13 protein-coding genes and 1 tRNA gene are annotated in these 17148 nt (G+C 33.8%); 11 read left to right on the forward strand and 3 right to left on the reverse strand.

The genetic code is table 11. The annotated features are described in order from the left end of the window. Positions 1-114: 114 nt before the first annotated feature. Positions 115-187: transfer RNA gene (locus tag D9R05_RS09185), tRNA-Phe, on the reverse strand. Positions 188-288: 101 nt separating this feature from the next. Between D9R05_RS09185 and D9R05_RS09190 the strand changes: the two genes are divergently transcribed. The 8 genes from D9R05_RS09190 to D9R05_RS09225 all read left to right on the forward strand — a co-directional run bounded on the left by D9R05_RS09190 (position 289) and on the right by D9R05_RS09225 (position 8908). After that, the gene (locus tag D9R05_RS09190) at positions 289-1020 is read left to right on the forward strand and encodes a type III pantothenate kinase (protein ID WP_121666934.1); all 732 of its coding nucleotides are present in this window, start codon (positions 289-291) and stop codon (positions 1018-1020) included. Then, positions 1020-2261 (forward strand): hypothetical protein, encoded by a 1242-nt coding sequence (locus D9R05_RS09195; RefSeq protein WP_121666935.1) that lies wholly within the window; start codon positions 1020-1022, stop codon positions 2259-2261. The genes D9R05_RS09190 and D9R05_RS09195 overlap by 1 nt, the downstream gene beginning before the upstream one ends. A gap of 20 nt (positions 2262-2281) precedes the next feature. After that, entirely contained in the window at positions 2282-3673 is a 1392-nt protein-coding gene (locus D9R05_RS09200) for a tetratricopeptide repeat protein (protein WP_121666936.1), read from the forward strand. Between the two features lie 3 nt (positions 3674-3676). Further along, positions 3677-4243, forward strand: coding sequence for an LPS export ABC transporter periplasmic protein LptC (gene lptC / locus D9R05_RS09205; protein WP_121666937.1), 567 nt, complete (start codon positions 3677-3679; stop codon positions 4241-4243). Next, positions 4243-4434: a hypothetical protein gene (locus tag D9R05_RS09210; protein WP_205589281.1), complete on the forward strand. Its 192-nt coding sequence runs from the start codon at positions 4243-4245 to the stop codon at positions 4432-4434. The genes lptC and D9R05_RS09210 overlap by 1 nt, the downstream gene beginning before the upstream one ends. After that, positions 4434-5723: a hemolysin family protein gene (locus tag D9R05_RS09215; protein ID WP_121666939.1), complete on the forward strand. Its 1290-nt coding sequence runs from the start codon at positions 4434-4436 to the stop codon at positions 5721-5723. The genes D9R05_RS09210 and D9R05_RS09215 overlap by 1 nt, the downstream gene beginning before the upstream one ends. A 95-nt stretch (positions 5724-5818) precedes the next feature. Then, complete coding sequence (locus tag D9R05_RS09220; RefSeq protein ID WP_121666940.1) at positions 5819-7939, forward strand: SurA N-terminal domain-containing protein; 2121 nt, start codon at positions 5819-5821, stop codon at positions 7937-7939. Between the two features lie 135 nt (positions 7940-8074). Continuing rightward, a complete protein-coding gene (locus D9R05_RS09225; protein ID WP_121666941.1) occupies positions 8075-8908 on the forward strand; it encodes a phospholipase A in 834 nt (277 codons plus the stop codon). Here the strand turns inward: D9R05_RS09225 and D9R05_RS09230 are convergent. After that, positions 8905-9828 carry a GYDIA family GHMP kinase gene (locus D9R05_RS09230; RefSeq protein ID WP_121666942.1) on the reverse strand — a complete coding sequence of 308 codons (924 nt, stop codon included), beginning with the start codon at positions 9826-9828 and terminating at the stop codon, positions 8905-8907. The two genes, D9R05_RS09225 and D9R05_RS09230, sit on opposite strands and share 4 nt — an antisense overlap. After that, positions 9821-11125, reverse strand: a complete 1305-nt coding sequence (locus tag D9R05_RS09235) for a hydroxymethylglutaryl-CoA reductase, degradative (protein WP_121666943.1) — start codon at positions 11123-11125, stop codon at positions 9821-9823. The genes D9R05_RS09230 and D9R05_RS09235 overlap by 8 nt, the downstream gene beginning before the upstream one ends. A 196-nt stretch (positions 11126-11321) precedes the next feature. On the opposite strand from D9R05_RS09235, the gene D9R05_RS09240 reads away from it, so the two are divergent. Genes D9R05_RS09240 through D9R05_RS09250 form a run of 3 tightly spaced genes read left to right on the forward strand, consistent with a single transcriptional unit; the run spans position 11322 to position 17129 of the window. Then, entirely contained in the window at positions 11322-13499 is a 2178-nt protein-coding gene (locus D9R05_RS09240) for a S9 family peptidase (RefSeq protein WP_121666944.1), read from the forward strand. Between the two features lie 10 nt (positions 13500-13509). Next, positions 13510-15336 carry a peptide MFS transporter gene (locus D9R05_RS09245; protein ID WP_121666945.1) on the forward strand — a complete coding sequence of 609 codons (1827 nt, stop codon included), beginning with the start codon at positions 13510-13512 and terminating at the stop codon, positions 15334-15336. A gap of 17 nt (positions 15337-15353) precedes the next feature. Further along, positions 15354-17129: a peptide MFS transporter gene (locus tag D9R05_RS09250; RefSeq protein ID WP_121666946.1), complete on the forward strand. Its 1776-nt coding sequence runs from the start codon at positions 15354-15356 to the stop codon at positions 17127-17129. Positions 17130-17148 lie beyond the last annotated feature (19 nt).

Here is a 17148-nt window from a genome sequence, read left to right on the forward strand (position 1 = left end):
GAAATTTTTTCCTGCTTTTTTTTATACTTCTTTTATAAAACTGCAACAATTGAAAAAATATAAAGTCATTAATACAAAACAAAAAACCCCGATCGTGAGATCGAGGTTTTGCGGTGGTGCCTCCAGGAATCGAACCAGGGACACAAGGATTTTCAGTCCTTTGCTCTACCAACTGAGCTAAGGCACCAGTGCTATAAAGCGGTTGCAAATATATATTCATTTTTACAATTGCACAAACAAAAACAAAAAAAATGCGTTCTTTGTAGTCGTATTTTTAAAATTACGGGAATGAATTTAGTTATTGATGTAGGTAATACTCTGGTTAAACTTGCTGTTTTTCAGCAGGATAAAATTGTTGAGCTTGAACGATTTTTAATTGAATTTTTTTCGAAAGAAATTTTAAAAAAAATTGAAAAGTATCCTGAAATAGATCATATTATACTTTCTAGCGTTGTTGAAATTCCTGAAAATTGGTTTAAATTATTACAAGTAAAAGGCAAATTAGTAGTTTTGTCAGATGATACGTTGCTACCTTTTAAGAATAATTATGCCAGTCCAAAAACACTTGGTAAAGATCGTTTAGCCTTGGTAGCAGGAGCAAAGGTGTTATTTCCTAACAAAAATGTGTTGGTTATCGATGCGGGAAGTTGCATTACATACGATTTTTTACAAGGGAATAATTATGAGGGTGGAGCAATTTCTCCAGGTATGCAAATGCGATTTAAAGCAATGCATAATTTTACCGCTAAACTTCCGTTAATTACACAAGTAAAAAATATACCTTTAAAACTAACAGGAAAAACAACTGAAGAAAATATGATTATTGGAGTTTTAAAAGGAATTCAGTTAGAAATAGACGGTTTTATTGATACTTATAAAAGTCAATATAAAGATTTAACAGTAATTTTGTCTGGTGGAGATAGTGAATTGTTGTCTAGGAGTTTAAAAAATGGCATATTTGCCCCCGAAAATTTTCTGTTAAGAGGATTGAATAGCATTTTAGAATTTAATAAACATTGATGATTAAAAAACTAATAGTAATAGCTGTTCTTTTATGTTCAGTAATTGGGAACGCACAAGAAATAATTTCCTCTCCGTATTCTTACTTTGGCATTGGTTTGCCAAAATTTAAAGGTACGGCAGAAAATAGAATGATGGGGGGATTAAGTATCTTATCAGATAGTATTCACGTAAACCTTCAAAACCCTGCAGGTTACGGGGCTTTAAAATTAACAACCTATTCCTTAGGAGTTACACATAATCGTAAAACTGTTGAAACCGATCAAGCAAGTGATAAAATTAACACAACTTCCTTAGATTATTTAGCAATTGGTATTCCTGCGGGTAAATTAGGTTTTGGTTTGGGAATTGTCCCTTATACTTCGGTTGGATATGATTTAATGGAAGATACCGCAGAGTCTAATAGTCAATATTCCGGTCAAGGTGGATTAAATAAACTTTATTTGGCGGCCGGTTATCGCATTACTGAAAACTTTAGAGTTGGGGTTGAAGGAAGTTATAACTTCGGAAATATCCAAAATGAAAACATCTTGTTTCAATCCGGAATTCAGTATGGGACTAAAGAAGAAAACCGTTCAGATTTAAGTGGATTTACCGTTAAGTTTGGAGCGCAATACGAGCAAGAAATTTCAGAAAAACTTCAATTAACCGGTTCTGTTGGTTATAGACCGTCTTCAACAATTGTTTCCGAAAATAACAGAACACTTTCTTCTGTTATATCAGGAAATAATAATAATGTAATCGATGTTGTTGTTCAAGATGTCAATGTAGGCGATACAGATTTAAAGTTACCGGCTCAATTAAGAGTTGGGGCTGGAATCGGAGAAAAACGCCATTGGTTTGCCGGTATAGAATATCAACAACTTAAATCTAGTGAATATTCTAACCGATCTTTTGCCATTGATAATGTTAATTTTGAAGACGCAGCAACTTATCGTTTAGGCGGGTTTTACATTCCTGATTATAATGATATTACCAGTTATTTTAATCGTATTGTTTTTAGGGCCGGATTCCGTTATCAGGAAACAGGAATTACACTGAATAATGAAGAGATAAATGAGTTTGGCATATCTTTTGGAGCTGGATTACCTGTAGGAAATTTGTTTAGTAATGTAAATATTGGTGTAGAGTACGGTAGTAGAGGTACTAAATCTTCATCACTTGTAGAAGAAAATTTCCTAAGTATTTTTATGAGTTTGTCGTTTAACGATAAATGGTTTCAAGAAAGAAAGTTTAACTAATTATTTTATATAAATCAACTATGAAAACTAATTTTTTATTAATCGTACTTGTCACGGCCTTGTTTAGTCCTAAATTTTCAAGCGCCCAAGATGCTGAATGTGCTAGAACACTTTCATTATTTTCTCAGAGTGCTAAAATAAAAGACTACAAATCGGCAGAGCCTTATTATAACGAGCTTATAGAAGGTTGTGTGGATTTTCGCTTGGCTACTTACCAATACGGAGAGCGTATGTTTAAGGCTTTTATTAAAGAAGCTGAAAAAAATAAAAACACGGCAGATCAAAAAAAGTATGCCGAGGCGCTTATCGAAAATTATAAATTGCGTTTAGCTAACTTTCCTGATAAAACTGCAAAAGGAGAAACGTATGCAGATATTGCACAGGTGAAATTTGATAATAACCTAGGCTCAAAAGCTTCGCAATATGATGCGTTTGAAAAGGCTTGGAAGATGGATAAAGAATCTTTCAATAGTCCTAAAGCATTATATTCTTATTTTAATGTATTAATTGATCTTCAGGGGAAAGGCGAAAAGGATTTACAAGAGGTTTTTTCTAAATATGATGAATTAATTAAAAAAGTTGAGCAAGAAGAAATTCACAGAGCAGAAGAAGCAGAACCATTAATCAAAAAGCAAGAAGCTGGAGAAAAGCTGAGTTCTGGTGAAGAGCGTACACTAAAAAATTCTGAAATATATTTAAGAAATTATAGTGCTATTAAATCTTCAATTAATACGCTTTTAGGTGATTTAGCAGATTGTGATAATTTAATTCCATTATACAGTAAAGACTTTGAGCAGAATAAAGAAAATGTTACATGGTTAAGAAACGCTGCTGGAAGATTGTCTGCTAAGGAATGTACAAAAGATCCGCTTTTCTTTAAGTTAGTAGAAGCGTTACACCAAAAAGAACCTTCAGCAAAGTCTGCTTTGTATTTAGGTCAGTTAGCAGAAAAAGATGGAAAATATTCTAAAGCTTTAGAATATTATAATCAGTCTGCAGAGTTAGAAGAGAACCCAATTGATAAAGCACGTGTTTACAATAAAATTGCAAACAACTATAAGCGTAAGGGTAGTTATTCTACGGCACGTTCTTTCTACAAAAAAGCTTTAAATCAGCAGCCATCTTTAGGAAGTGCTTATTTGCAAATTGCAGATATGTATGCAAAGAGTGCTAATGATTGTGGAAATAATATTTTCTACAAAAGAGCAGTATATTGGTTAGCTGCAGATTATGCAAGAAGAGCCGGTAGGGTAGATCCTTCTATAAAATCTTCTGCAGATGCAGCAGTAAGTAGTTATATGGGAAGAGCGCCGCAGAAACCAGATATTTTTCAGGAGCCAGATATAGACGAAGGTTCAACAATTAACATTGGTTGTTGGATAGGTGAAAGTCTTCGCGTACCTTCGCTGTAATTTATGAATAAAACATATCAACATATTTTTAAAAGCATTGTTGCGATAATTTTCGCAACAATGCTTTTTTCATGCCAAGACCGCTTAAATACTGTTAGAAAATGGGAGCAAGACTTTAATAAACCGCAAACTAGCGGAAAAGGAATTAATCTTTTTTATACAGATAGTGGCGCGGTAAAAGCAAACTTAAGAAGTCCTAAACTCTTAGATTATACTCAAAAAAGGTTTCCCTATAGAGAATTTCCTAACGGCTTAGAAGTTGATTTTTTTAATCAGCAACAAGAAAAGAGTACCATTATAGCCGATTATGGAATTATTTATAATTCAACCGGTTTAGTCGATTTGCGTGGAAATGTTAAAATTACTACTAGCGATAGTACAGTGCTTAAAGCCGATCAGCTTTACTGGGATCAAGAACGAAATTGGGTATTTTCTGATATTAATTATACGATTAACTTGAATAATGGCGCTATAAATAAAGGCGAGGGTTTTGATGCTAATGAAAAATTTGATAAATTTATTTCTAGATCAAACGTAGGTATTCAATACATCGATGAAAGTGAAAAATAATGAAAGTTTTTAAATTTTTTGAATACGCATATTTAGTAGTAGCCGTTTTTTTTGCCTTTGAAGCTTACCGAATTTGGGAAGAATCGCAAGGTAGAGCTTATATATTTATCGGTTTTGTAGCCGTTGCTATTTTCATGTTTTTCTTTAAAAGGCGATTTAGGAAAAAAATGGAGCAAAATAATCAAGACTAATGGAGGTTGATATACTTATCATTGTTTGTTCCTTACTCTTATCTGCGTTTTTTTCCGGTATGGAAATCGCATATGTATCTTCCAATAAAATTCACATAGAAATTGAAAAAAAGCAAGGCGATTTTCTTGCTAAAATTCTTGAACGCTTAACTAGAAAACCATCAAAGTTTATTGCGACCATGTTGGTAGGTAATAATATTGCTTTGGTAATTTACGGTTTTTTTATGGGCGATTTGCTTATGAATTGGCTTAGCGGAATGGGGCCTGTCGATAACGCGTTTATTAATTATTTTATTACCGACGGACAAATTCTAACCCAAACTTTAATTTCAACCTTAATTATTTTACTTACTGCAGAATTTTTACCCAAGGTTTTTTTTCAGATTTATGCCAATTCCTTGCTTAAATTTTTCGCATTACCGGCCTATATTTTTTATATCATTTTCAGTTTTATCTCTGCTTTTATTATATGGATTTCAGATATGGTTTTAAAAGTTTTCTTTAAAACCGAAGGAGATGAAGTGCAGCTGGCCTTTAGTAAAGTAGAGCTAGGAAATTATATCAATGAACAGATGGATTCGGTGGAAGAGCATGAAGATATAGATTCTGAAATACAGATTTTCAAAAATGCTTTAGAATTTTCTGAAGTAAAATCGCGCGAAGTAATGATTCCGCGAACAGAAATAATTGCAGTAGACAGTTCGGAGTCGCCCAAAAAACTAGTGCGTTTATTTACCGAAACCGGTCTTTCAAAAATTTTAGTTTATAAAGAAACTAATGATGATATCATTGGGTATGTGCATTCATTTGATTTGTTTAGAAATCCAAAAACTATAAAATCTATTATGCTTCCGGTGGTTTATGTGCCGGAAACAATGTTAGTTAAAGATGTTCTGAATTTACTTACCAAAAAGCGAAAAAGCATTGCCGTAGTTATAGATGAATACGGCGGAACAAGCGGAATGATGACTGTAGAGGATATTGTAGAAGAGTTGTTCGGAGAAATTGAAGATGAACATGACCCGATTGTCTTAATCGAAGAAGAATTACCTGAAGGAAAATATCGTTTTTCTGCACGAATGGAAGTAGATTATATCAACGAACATTATAAGCTCAACCTTCCTGAGGAAGAGAATTATGAGACCCTTGGCGGTTTAATTATGCACCACACGGAAGAAATTCCCGAGCAAGGCGGTCAAGTTCATATCAATGAATTTAAATTTGATATTCTAGAAGTTTCTAATACAAAAATAGAATTAGTGCAAGTGCAAATTGCTCAGGAAGATTAAGTTTTAATAAACTTCAACTTTTTAAGGCTATTAAATTTTATAATTTAAGGATTTATCTTATTTTCGCCCACTATATTTAGATAAATACAAATAAAATGGCAGTATTAAATAAAATTAGAGAACGTTCAGTTTTTTTAATCATCATTATTGCATTAGCATTATTCTCTTTTGTGCTAGCAGATGTTATTAGAAGTGGAGGTTTTTCTTCGCAAAAATCTCAAAATACAATTGCTACCGTAAATGGTGAAGATATTGAGCGCGAAGAGTTTGCACGTCAGGTAGAAAACTATCAGCGTAACGCACGAGGAAATATGACCACAACGCAAGCGGTTAACCAAGTGTGGAATTCTAGTGTGCGTCAAGCCTTGTTAAAAGAGCAGTTTGAAGAATTAGGTTTAGAAGTTGGGCAAGAGCAAATTAATAGCGTATTGCGTCAACAGTTTTCCGGAAATCCAAATTTCACGAATGAAGCAGGAATGTTTGATATTAATGTAATGCGTGATTACATTACCAACCTTAAGGCTACATCGCCAGAAGCGTATCGCCAATGGGTTAATGTAGAAGAAAATATTGCCGAGCAAGCCAAAGCAAATATTTATTATAACTTAATAAGAGCCGGTGTTGGCGCTACTTTAGCAGAAGGAGAAGCAGCATACAAATTAGAAAATAACACGGTAAATTTAAAGTACGTATTGCTTCCATACAGTTCAATTAAAGATGTTGAAGTTAGTAAAGGGGAAGTGAAAGATTATATTAATAAGCATAAAGAAAAATATCAGGCAGAAGCGTCAAGAGATCTTCAGTACGTGTTTTTTGAAGAAAAAGCTTCAGCTGAAGACGAAGAGGCTGCAAAAGCTGAAATCAATAAGTTAATGGATGATCGTACGTCTTTTAATGAAGTATCTAAGATGGACGAAAAGGTAGAAGGCTTTAAAAATGCTTCAGATCTACAAACTTTCTTGGTAGAAAATTCTGATATGCCTTACCAAGAACGATATACTTTTAAAGAGGATTTGCCAAAGGCACACGCAGAGCAAATTTTTAATTTAAATGAAGGAGGAACTTACGGGCCTTATAAACAAAATGGTTTCTGGAAAGTTTCTAAAGTTACGGGTGTTAAGCAAGTAGCAGATTCTGTAAAGGCTAAGGATATTTTAATTACTTTCAAAGAAGCAGGAATCAGCCAGGAAGTAACACGTACCAAAGAAGAAGCAAAAGAATTGGCTGATAGTTTATTAAATGTTATTAAAGAAACACCAGATCAATTTGCAGCACTAGCAAAAGAATATTCAGATGATACTTCTACAAACACTAATGGGGGAGATTTAGGCTGGGTAATGTATAATCAGGTAAATCAAGATAACGAAGTAATTGATTATTTATTCGGAAATGATGAAGGAAGTAAAGATGTGGTTGAAACAGAAATGGGTTATTACATTTTTTCATTAGAAGAAGTAACCGATAAGCAAAAAGCGGTTAAAGTTGCTACTTTAGCTAAACAAATTGAGCCTTCTGAAAAAACAACAAGTGATTTATATACTGAAACAACTAAGTTTGAAATTGCTGCTGCCGATGGTGATTTTGCTAAAATAGCGGAAGATAAAAGTTACGAAGTGCGTCCTGTAAAAGGTGTAGAAAGTATGCAAGAAAATATCCCAGGAGTTGGTAATCAACGTCAAGTTATTCAATGGGCGTTTAAAGAAGAAACTTCAGTAGGTGATATTAAACGTTTCGATATTCCAAACGGCTATGTAGTTGCACAAGTTACAGCAGAAAATAAAAAGGGATTAATGAGCGTAGAGGAAGCTTCTCCAATAGTTTCGCCAATTATCAGAAACAAGAAGAAAGCTAAAATGTTAAAAGAAAAAATTTCTGGAAATTCTTTATCAGAAATAGCACAAGCACAAAATGTACAAGTACAATCTGCTAGTGCAGTAAATATGAAAAATCCAACTTTACCGGGAGCTACGCGAGAGCCTAAAGTTGTAGGGGCTGCTTTTTCTTTAGAAAAAGGCGCTATCAGCAAACCTGTTGAAGGTAAAAAAGGAGTTTATGTGGTAGAGTTATTAAGTAAAAAAGAAGCTCAACCTTTACCAAATTACCGAGGAATCTCAGAACAAGAAACAAAAAGACGTACAGCGCAAGCAGTACAACAAGTAAATGATGCCTTAAAAGAAAGTGCTGAAATTAAAGATAATCGTGCTAATTTTTATTAAAATCTATAGCATAAAATAAAAAAAGCGACTCCATTTTTTTGAGTCGCTTTTTTTTTGAAATAGTATATAATCCAGGAGAAGTATAAAATACTTTACTTTTGTAGATTCATTATTAAATCTAATATCTATTAGCTAATGAGAATTAATACTATTCTTAGCTGTGTTTTTATAGCTTTATTTTGTTCCATAATTAAAGCTCAAAATCTTACCAGAACTGAAGTAAATAAAGTTATAAAGGATTTACCAGCATTTTCTATACATAAAGATAATTTTTTTATAACCGGAATTCCTACTAACAAAAATGTAAATTCAGAAACAGCTGATGTAAAATATCAAGTCAGTTTTAAACAATTAATAACAAGAAATACCTTGCCGTGGGAAACTTACCTATTCTTAACCTATAGTCAGAAAGCTTTTTGGGATATTTATCAGAAATCAAAACCCTTTGAGGAAATTAACTTTAATCCTTCTCTAGGGCTTGGGAAACCAATTTATGATAAAACAGAGCGGATTAAAAGCTTAGCGACTTTTAGTTTGAATCACACTTCTAATGGACGCGATAGTATTTACTCAAGAAGCTGGAATAATCTAGCTTTGGAGTATGCAACATTTTTAGGACAAAAAACTTTATTGAAAGTAGAAGCTTGGGTTCCGTTTCGATATCAAGAAGATAATCCGGATTTGCTGGAATATATAGGTTTGGGAAAAATAGATCTTTCGCACGAGTTTATTGAAAATCGATTAATTGCTGAAATTATGTTGCAGAAAGGAATTACTTGGGAGTGGAAAGGAAAAATAAGAAGTCGTATTTATTACAGTCCGTTTAAAACCTTAAATCAGTATTTTATGTTGGAGTGGTTTGTAGGTTATGCAGAAAGTTTAATAAATTATACAGAATTTAAAAGTATGATCAGGCTAGGATATGTTATTAGGACAAATGAGTTAGACTTTTTAAAGAGCAAAAACTAACTTTTTATCATTTCTTCCCAAGATAAAATAGTTGAAAAGCCCTTTTCTTGAAAATAAGTTTTTTCTTTTTCTCTTCCTGTTGCTAGAATAAAATCACCACCCCAACCTCCAAGGCTTTTTATTTGTCTGGAATAGTCTGAGAATAATTCTTCCTGAATTGTGCGCGTATTTAAAATTTCAGAAAGCTTTTCTTCGTGATTTCTTAAAAGCTTTTCACAAGCTTTAATCGTTTTGCAGTGCAAAATCTCTTCGGTTAATCCCGAAATTTCTTGACAATTTTTATCTTTTTCAGCAAGGTTCTGGTTTTTGTAATGTTGAATTGAGTCACGACTATTCTGTTTTCTATTTAGATGTACAAAAAACAATTCGGAAGAAAAATCAGGCTTAAAATTAATTTCTTTTACAATCGGATTTTTATCGATTAATTGATAAAACAAAGGCGTTTTATGTTTAGCGCAAGCAATGTCGTAGCCGCTACCGCCAAATGTGTTTTGGAGTAAAATGTACGGGTTTATTTCTGCCCATTCAGCTAAATTGTTTATCAAGGTTGAGGAAGAGCCTAAACCCCAATTTTGAGGAAACCCTAGACTGCTCTCAAATTCTAAGCCGTTTTGTAAAAAATTTGGTCGGATTTTTTCAATCTCTTCAAAAATCTGAAGTAGACGTTGGCTAACAGCTTTATCTTTTTGCTCTGTCTTACGTAACTGAATTTTTCCGGCTTTAATTTTAAACTGTGTTTTAAACCAAAGATTTCCATTGTGTAAATTACTTTTCCAAGTAATGTAAGGAGAGTCAGTTTTTTCTACTCTTAATTCTTGTCCAAATTTTGTGGGAACTGCTAAGGCTTTTGCGCCATCAAGCACCAAGTATTCACCACTGATAAGAAGTTTTCCAGGACTGTAAAAAACTTGTTTATCCATTTCTGAGCTGTTCTAAAATATCTACCACAGCGCTATGAGAAACGGTGTTAGCTTTAAAATGTTCAATTACTTTACTGCGTTCTGTGTTGGTGGCTTCAAATTGATTTAAAATATTCATTAAATGCATTTTCATATGTCCTTCTTGAATTCCTGTAGTAACCAATGATTTTACGGCAGCAAAATTTTGTGCTAACCCGGCAACAGCTACAATTTGCATTAATTCTTTAGCTGAGGGTTTTCTAAGCATTTCTAGCGCAAGTTTCACTAAAGGATGTAAACTGGTTAAGCCGCCTACGGTTCCTAAAGCTAGCGGTATTTCTATCCAAAACTTAAAGACTCCATTATCAATTTTGGCTTGCGTCAAACTTTGATATTGTCCGTTTCTTGCGGCATAGGCATGAACGCCGGCTTCTACTGCTCTAAAATCGTTTCCTGTGGCAAGCACGACCGAATCAATTCCGTTCATAATTCCTTTGTTATGCGTTACGGCTCGATAAGGTTCTATCGTTGCAATTTTTATCGCTTCAACAAATTTTTCGGCAAATTTTTCGGCTTCATTTTTATCATCAGCTAAATCTTCAATAGGGCAAGAAACTTCAGCTTTTACTAAACAGTCAGGCACATAATTAGAGAGAATGCTCATAATGATTTCTGGCATTTCATCAGCCGTAAAAAAATTAGCCGCCAAATTTATAAAGCTTTCTGCTATTTGTTCTAAGCAAGAATTTATAAAGTTAGCACCCATTGCATCGAGGGTTTCAAATTGACAGTGCAATTGAAAATAATTGGCTAAGGCGTCGGTTTTATCAACTAAATCAATACTGAGAATTCCACCACCTCGTTTCTCCATATTTTTGGTGATGGGTTTGGTGGCTTCAAAAAGTTTAGCTTGAATTTCTTCAAAAAAATCGGTTAATTTTTTTGGGTCTCCACTATAATTAAAATGAACTTGGCCAACTTTATTAGTGTTAAGTACTTCGGCTTTAAAACCTCCTCTTTTTTGCCAAAATTTTGCAGCATTACTGGCAGCAGCAATTACCGAACTTTCTTCTATTGCCATTGGGATGGCATAGATTTTATTATTTATGTTAAAGTTAGGCGCTACACCAAAAGGCAAGTAGTAATTAGAAAGTGTGTTTTCTGTAAACTCATCGTGTAAACGTTGTAACTTTTTATCTTTATTCCAATAAAGTTGAAGTGTTTCTGAAGCTTTCTGCGGATTACTGAAATAGTTTTTTGCTAACCAATTTATTTTTTCTTCTTTGCTAAGTTTAGAGAAACCAGAGATTTGCGCCATAAGTTGAATACAATCTTTTATAAAACGGCAAAGATACAATTCCTAATAATGAATAACTATTTATTTTGAAAAGAGAAGAAAGGTCGATTGTAAGTTCAGTTATCTTAACAAAATCTTAGTATTTAACACCTTAATTACTCATTATTTGCTGATTTTTTAGTAAACTTGACATCCAAAATTTTATTTTCTAGAATTTATGAAATTTAAAATACTTGCCTTAGCTGTATTTCTATCGGCTACTAGCCTTTTAACGGCTCAAAAAAAAGAAATTACTTTAGAAGAAATCTGGAACGGTACTTTTCGTCAAGAACGTTTGCAATCCTTACAATCTTTAGATAATGGCACGGAATATATTGTGCAAAATTTTGATCGTTCGGCTAGAGCGATGAAAGTTGATGTGTACAATTATGAATCTGGTGAGAAAGTACGTACGTTAATTAATTCTGCAGATATTTCCGGACTGCCTTATTTTCAATCTTATTCTTTGAGCGAAGATGAAAATAAAGCATTACTTTCTACCGATATTGAGCCAATTTATCGTAGATCTAATCGTGGAATTTATTATGTATACAATTTAGAAAGTGGAAAACTAGATCAAGTTGCCGATCAGAAAATACAAGAACCAACATTTTCTCCGGATGCCTCGAAAGTAGCCTATGTTTACGAGAACAATATTTATGTGAAAAATTTAGCTTCCGGAAACATAAATCAGATTACAAAAGACGGTGAGATCAATACAATTATTAACGGAATAACCGATTGGGTCTACGAAGAAGAGTTTGCTTTTGTACAAGCCTATCAATGGAATAAAACAGGCGATAAAATAGCCTATTTGCGTTTTGATGAAACGGAGGTCCCCGAGTTTTCTATGGATATGTACGGGACTTACGGTCAGCAATTATACCCCTCTCAAGAAGTATTTAAATATCCTAAAGCAGGAGAAGAAAATTCTAAAGTAAGTCTGCATATTTACGATTTAGCTGCAGAAAAACATAGCAAAGTTGATCTTGAAAAAGCTTATGAATATTTACCGAGAATCAAGTGGACTAATGATGAGAATGTATTAAGCGTCCAAGCTCTAAATCGTCATCAAAATAATTTAGACTTAATTTTTGTTGATGCTGAAAAAAATAGTGCTCAAGTAGTTTTAAATGAAACGGATAAAGCGTATATCGATATTACTGATAACCTTACATTTTTAAACGATAATAGTTTTATTTGGACAAGCGAAAAAGACGGTTGGAATCATATTTATCATTATAACAAAAAAGGAAAGCTTTTAAATCAAGTAACCGAAGGGCAGTGGGAAGTAACCGATTATTATGGGTTTGATCCGAATACAGGAAGAATTTACTACCAAAGTACAGAAAACGGAAGCATTAATCGCGATGTTTTTTCTATTCGTGCTAACGGAAAAAATAAAGCACAGTTAACGCAAAAACGCGGAACAAATAGTGCTGATTTTAGTGCTGATTTTACGTATTTCATCAATTCATATACGAGTGCAAAAACACCGTATGAGTTTAGTCTGCACAAATCCAGTAATGGAAAGTTAGTCCGAAAAATAAAAGATAATCAAGAATTAAAAAATCAACTAGCCGACTATAAAATTTCAGATAAAGAATTTTCTACGATCGATATCAACGGAAATGAACTGAATATGTGGATGATTAAACCGGTAGATTTTGACCCAAATAAAAAGTATCCTTTATTACTCTATCAATATTCAGGACCAGGTTCTCAACAAGTCTCCAATACCTTTTTTGGAACAAATGATTACTGGTATCAGCACTTAGCACAACAAGGCTATATCGTAGCTTGTGTAGATGGTCGAGGTACCGGATTTAAAGGAGCTGATTTTAAAAAAGTAACACAAAAAGAATTAGGTAAATTTGAATTGAAAGATCAAATAGATGCCGCTAAAGAATTAGGAAATCGTAATTATATAGATGCAGAAAGAATTGGAATTTGGGGATGGAGTTTTGGAGGCTTTATGGCTTCTAATGCTATTTTTCAAGCCAACGATACATTTAGCATGGCTATTGCCGTAGCACCGGTAACTAGCTGGCGTTTTTATGATACAATTTATACGGAACGCTATATGACCACCCCACAAGAAAACGCAAGGGGTTATGATGAAAATTCACCCATCACACACGTTGATGGATTAAAAGGAGAGTTTTTATTAATTCACGGAGGTGGAGATGATAATGTTCACGTACAAAATACCATGCAGATGGTTGAAGCTTTAATTCAAGCGAACAAACAATTTGACTGGGCAATTTACCCTGACAAAAACCATGGCATCTACGGAGGGAATACAAGACTTCATCTATACACGAAAATGACCAACTTTATTAAAGAAAACTTATAATAGTAAATATATGTCAACAATAGCTCAAACTAATAGAAAAGAACTTTTTGGTCATCCAGTAGGTCTATTTATTTTGTTTTTTACGGAAATGTGGGAGCGTTTCTCTTATTATGGAATGAGAGGGATACTCACTTTGTACATAGCAGCTTCGGCTACGGCTATAGATCCAGGTCTTGGGTGGACTAACAAAGATGCGATTTGGCTTTATGGTTGGTACACGATGTTAGTTTACGTTGCATCTATACCTGGAGGTTGGATTGCGGATAAGTTTTTAGGACAAAAGAAAACAGTATTAATTGGAGGTATTTTACTTTGTTTAGGACATGGGGTATTGGCTATTCCACAAGACTGGGCCTTTTTTACAGGACTTATTTTAATCATTCTGGGAGTTGGAGGATTAAAGCCAAACATTTCTACGATGGTTGGAGGTCTCTATAAAGAAGGAGATATAAGAAGAGATAGTGGTTTCACTATTTTTTATATTGGAATAAATGTAGGTGCCTTTTTAGCAAGTATTTCTGTCGGATTAGTAGCCTATTACTATGGTTGGCATTATGGTTTCGGACTTGCCGGAATAGGAATGCTACTGGGGCAAATTGTCTTTATGTGGGGACAAAAATTTTTAAAAGGTGTTGGTGAGTTTACTGGTGGAGAAAATGTTACCGAAGCAGAAAAGGCAGCTGCCAAACGACCATTAAATAAAATAGAAAAAGACAGAGTTATTGTATTATTAATTTCTTTTCTGATTGTGGTTGTGTTCTGGGGTGCTTTTGAGCAAGCAGGTGGATTGATGAACCTTTATACAGATGCTAAAGTAGACAGGACCATTGGTTTAAGCTGGTTGCAGGAAATTCCGGCTGCAGTTTTTCAATCATTAAATGCTGGTTATATTATCATTTTCGGAACCTTGGTGGGAGGCTTCTGGATTACAGTGAAGAAAAAGGGAAAAGAAGCATCTTCTTTGTTCAAGATGGCCGTGGGAACTATTATTATGGGACTTGGTTATGTGTTTATGATGTTCGCATCTCAAGAAGCAAGTGCAGAGGTGTTTGGGAAAGCAGCAATGATCTGGATTTTCCTGGCTTATCTTTTTCATACTATTGGAGAGCTATGTACTTCACCTGTGGCACTTTCTTTTATCACCAAATTGGCTCCACTTAAATACGCATCAATAATGATGGGTGTATATTTTGCCGCAACAGGCTTCGGTAATAAACTAGCCGGAAATATTGGAGAATCGGCACAATTAGAACCTTTTGAAGGGACAATGATTGTTGAAAAACAAGAAGTGATTCCGTTTATGTCTAAAGATACAATTGAAGTTAAAAATAATAAGAACAAAGTAGTCAAGGTTTATGATTATCCTATTAACCTTGATAAAAACTTCAGCATTAAAAGTAATGTGTATTTACAAGATGGCAATTTGGTTTTTAATCAATTTGAATCTAATAAAGACTTAAATAAACTTTTTAAACTTTCAACAGGTGAAGAAAGCAATACTTCAGAATTGAAAGAAACTCTTAAAGAGAATAAAGCTACTGCTGAAAACCCATATCATGCTAATCTTATTTTTGAAAAAGACCCAGATGCAGCAAAGCAGATAGAAAATGTTGGAGATGGTAAAAATTATGGTGTTTCATTTGTATTAGAAGAAGAGCAAAGTGAACAGGAATATAGAACCTTTATGTATTTGACGATTTTTACAGTGGCATTTGGGTTATTAGTGATTTTGTTTTTGAAGAAATTAAAGAAACTTACTCACGGAGCTGAAGATAATGAACGTAAATTAAAAGACGTTCAGGACAACGAACCATACGAATTAGAAGAAAACGTTTAAATTTTTATAAAAAGAAAATGGCATCAATAACATCTACTGAGCACGATAACTTATTTAAAAGTAAAGTTTTAGGTCACCCGGCAGGGCTGTTTGTATTATTTTTCACTGAAATGTGGGAGCGTTTTTCCTTCTATGGAATGCGTGTTTTGTTAGTTAATTTTTTAACTATGGCCATTGTTGGTGTAGATTTTCCGGGTTGGGGATGGTCAACTGAAAATGCCGGTGCACTTTACGGTACCTACGCCGGAATGCTTTATTTAACACCAATTCTTGGAGGAATTATTGCTGATAGACTTATTGGTTACCGTTGGGCAGTTGTAGTAGGGGCGGTTTTAATGACCATTGGTCATGCGGCTATGGCAGTAGAAACTGAAGTTATGCTATATGTTGGTTTAGGTTTTCTGATTTTAGGAACAGGATTTTTTAAACCTAATATTACTTCTATCATTTCTGAAATGTATAAATACTTGCCAGAAAAGAAAGATGGTGCTTATACTATTTTCTATATGGGCGTAAATGCCGGAGCATTTTTCGGGATGATGCTTTGTGGTTACTTAGCTGAAAAATTAGGTTGGAGCTGGGGCTTCGGACTTGCCGGAATTTTTATGCTGTTAGGAACGCTTCAATTTTGGTTAGCAAAACCACTTTTTGGAAAAATTGGGGGTGTACCCGAAAAAGGAAGAGAAGTAGAGATTTCTGATGAAGAAAAGAAAGATTATAAACCGAATCCTTTCTCCTTATTCGATAAAATATTAATTATTGTAAGTTCTGTAATCGGATTTTTATATTTAATAAACGATCCTACTTCAAAGATTGGGGACATAAATTTACTACCCGAAAAAATGCCTTTTGAAATAGGAACAGATGCTGTTACCGGACCTGTAGGAATTGCTTTAGTAGGTTTGGCTTTATTTTTAATTCTAATTGTTTCTAGAATTTCAAGGTATACAAAAGTTGTTCGAGACCGAATGATCGCTGTGGTAATTTTCGCATTCTTTACCGTCGTTTTCTTTTTGTGTTTTGAGCAAGCTGCATCTTCATTAGTATTATTTGCAAGAGATTATGTAGATAGAACTTTAGAAGGAAATGCGGCCTTAACCTATAATATTATCAATTCACTTTTAACCATTATTCCATTAGGGATTATTACCTGGGTTCTGATCTTATTATGGAAACAAACTCACAAAAAAGTTTTAGGTTCTAATATTGTTCTTATTGTTTGTTTTTTAGGAGTTTGGGCACTTGTACTTTGGATGCTCGGGCGTGAGTTTTCTTCAGACTCAATTGAGATTACCGTTTCTTGGTTCAGTATTTTAAACTCATTTTTTATTATCACTTTTGCATCCATGTTTTCTAAATGGTGGGAAAGTAAATACAATCCATCTGCAGCTTTAAAATATGGTATTGGTTTAGTATTGGTCGGTATTGGTTTTGCATTTTTGGCGTATGGTTCTGATGGAATTAACCCCGGTGTAAAAGTGAGTATGATTTGGTTAATTCTTGCCTATTTATTTCACACTTTAGGAGAACTTTGTTTATCGCCTGTAGGACTCTCTTATGTTAGTAAATTAGTGCCTGCAAGAATGATTGCTTTAATGTTTGGAATGTGGTATTTAGCAATTGCAATTGGTAATAAATTAGCCGGATCCTTAGGGGGAATGGTAGATACCATTAAGGAAGAATATAATTTATCAACGTTCTTTTTAATTTTTACAATTATACCGGTTGCTGCGGGAATTTTAGTTGCTGTTTTAAATCCGTTATTGAAAAAATTAATGCATGGCGTAAGGTAATATATTGATAGTTAATTCG

The organism is Mesonia aquimarina (genome assembly GCF_003667275.1).
GTDB lineage: Bacteria > Bacteroidota > Bacteroidia > Flavobacteriales > Flavobacteriaceae > Mesonia > Mesonia aquimarina.

Coding starts and splice junctions, on each gene's coding strand:
- D9R05_RS09190 (WP_121666934.1), top strand. CDS start 289: ATGAATTTAGTTATTGATGTAGGTAATACTCTGGTTAAACTTGCTGTT.
- D9R05_RS09195 (WP_121666935.1), top strand. CDS start 1,020: ATGATTAAAAAACTAATAGTAATAGCTGTTCTTTTATGTTCAGTAATT.
- D9R05_RS09200 (WP_121666936.1), top strand. CDS start 2,282: ATGAAAACTAATTTTTTATTAATCGTACTTGTCACGGCCTTGTTTAGT.
- lptC (WP_121666937.1), top strand. CDS start 3,677: ATGAATAAAACATATCAACATATTTTTAAAAGCATTGTTGCGATAATT.
- D9R05_RS09210 (WP_205589281.1), top strand. CDS start 4,243: ATGAAAGTTTTTAAATTTTTTGAATACGCATATTTAGTAGTAGCCGTT.
- D9R05_RS09215 (WP_121666939.1), top strand. CDS start 4,434: ATGGAGGTTGATATACTTATCATTGTTTGTTCCTTACTCTTATCTGCG.
- D9R05_RS09220 (WP_121666940.1), top strand. CDS start 5,819: ATGGCAGTATTAAATAAAATTAGAGAACGTTCAGTTTTTTTAATCATC.
- D9R05_RS09225 (WP_121666941.1), top strand. CDS start 8,075: ATGAGAATTAATACTATTCTTAGCTGTGTTTTTATAGCTTTATTTTGT.
- D9R05_RS09230 (WP_121666942.1), bottom strand. CDS start 9,828: ATGGATAAACAAGTTTTTTACAGTCCTGGAAAACTTCTTATCAGTGGT.
- D9R05_RS09235 (WP_121666943.1), bottom strand. CDS start 11,125: ATGGCGCAAATCTCTGGTTTCTCTAAACTTAGCAAAGAAGAAAAAATA.
- D9R05_RS09240 (WP_121666944.1), top strand. CDS start 11,322: ATGAAATTTAAAATACTTGCCTTAGCTGTATTTCTATCGGCTACTAGC.
- D9R05_RS09245 (WP_121666945.1), top strand. CDS start 13,510: ATGTCAACAATAGCTCAAACTAATAGAAAAGAACTTTTTGGTCATCCA.
- D9R05_RS09250 (WP_121666946.1), top strand. CDS start 15,354: ATGGCATCAATAACATCTACTGAGCACGATAACTTATTTAAAAGTAAA.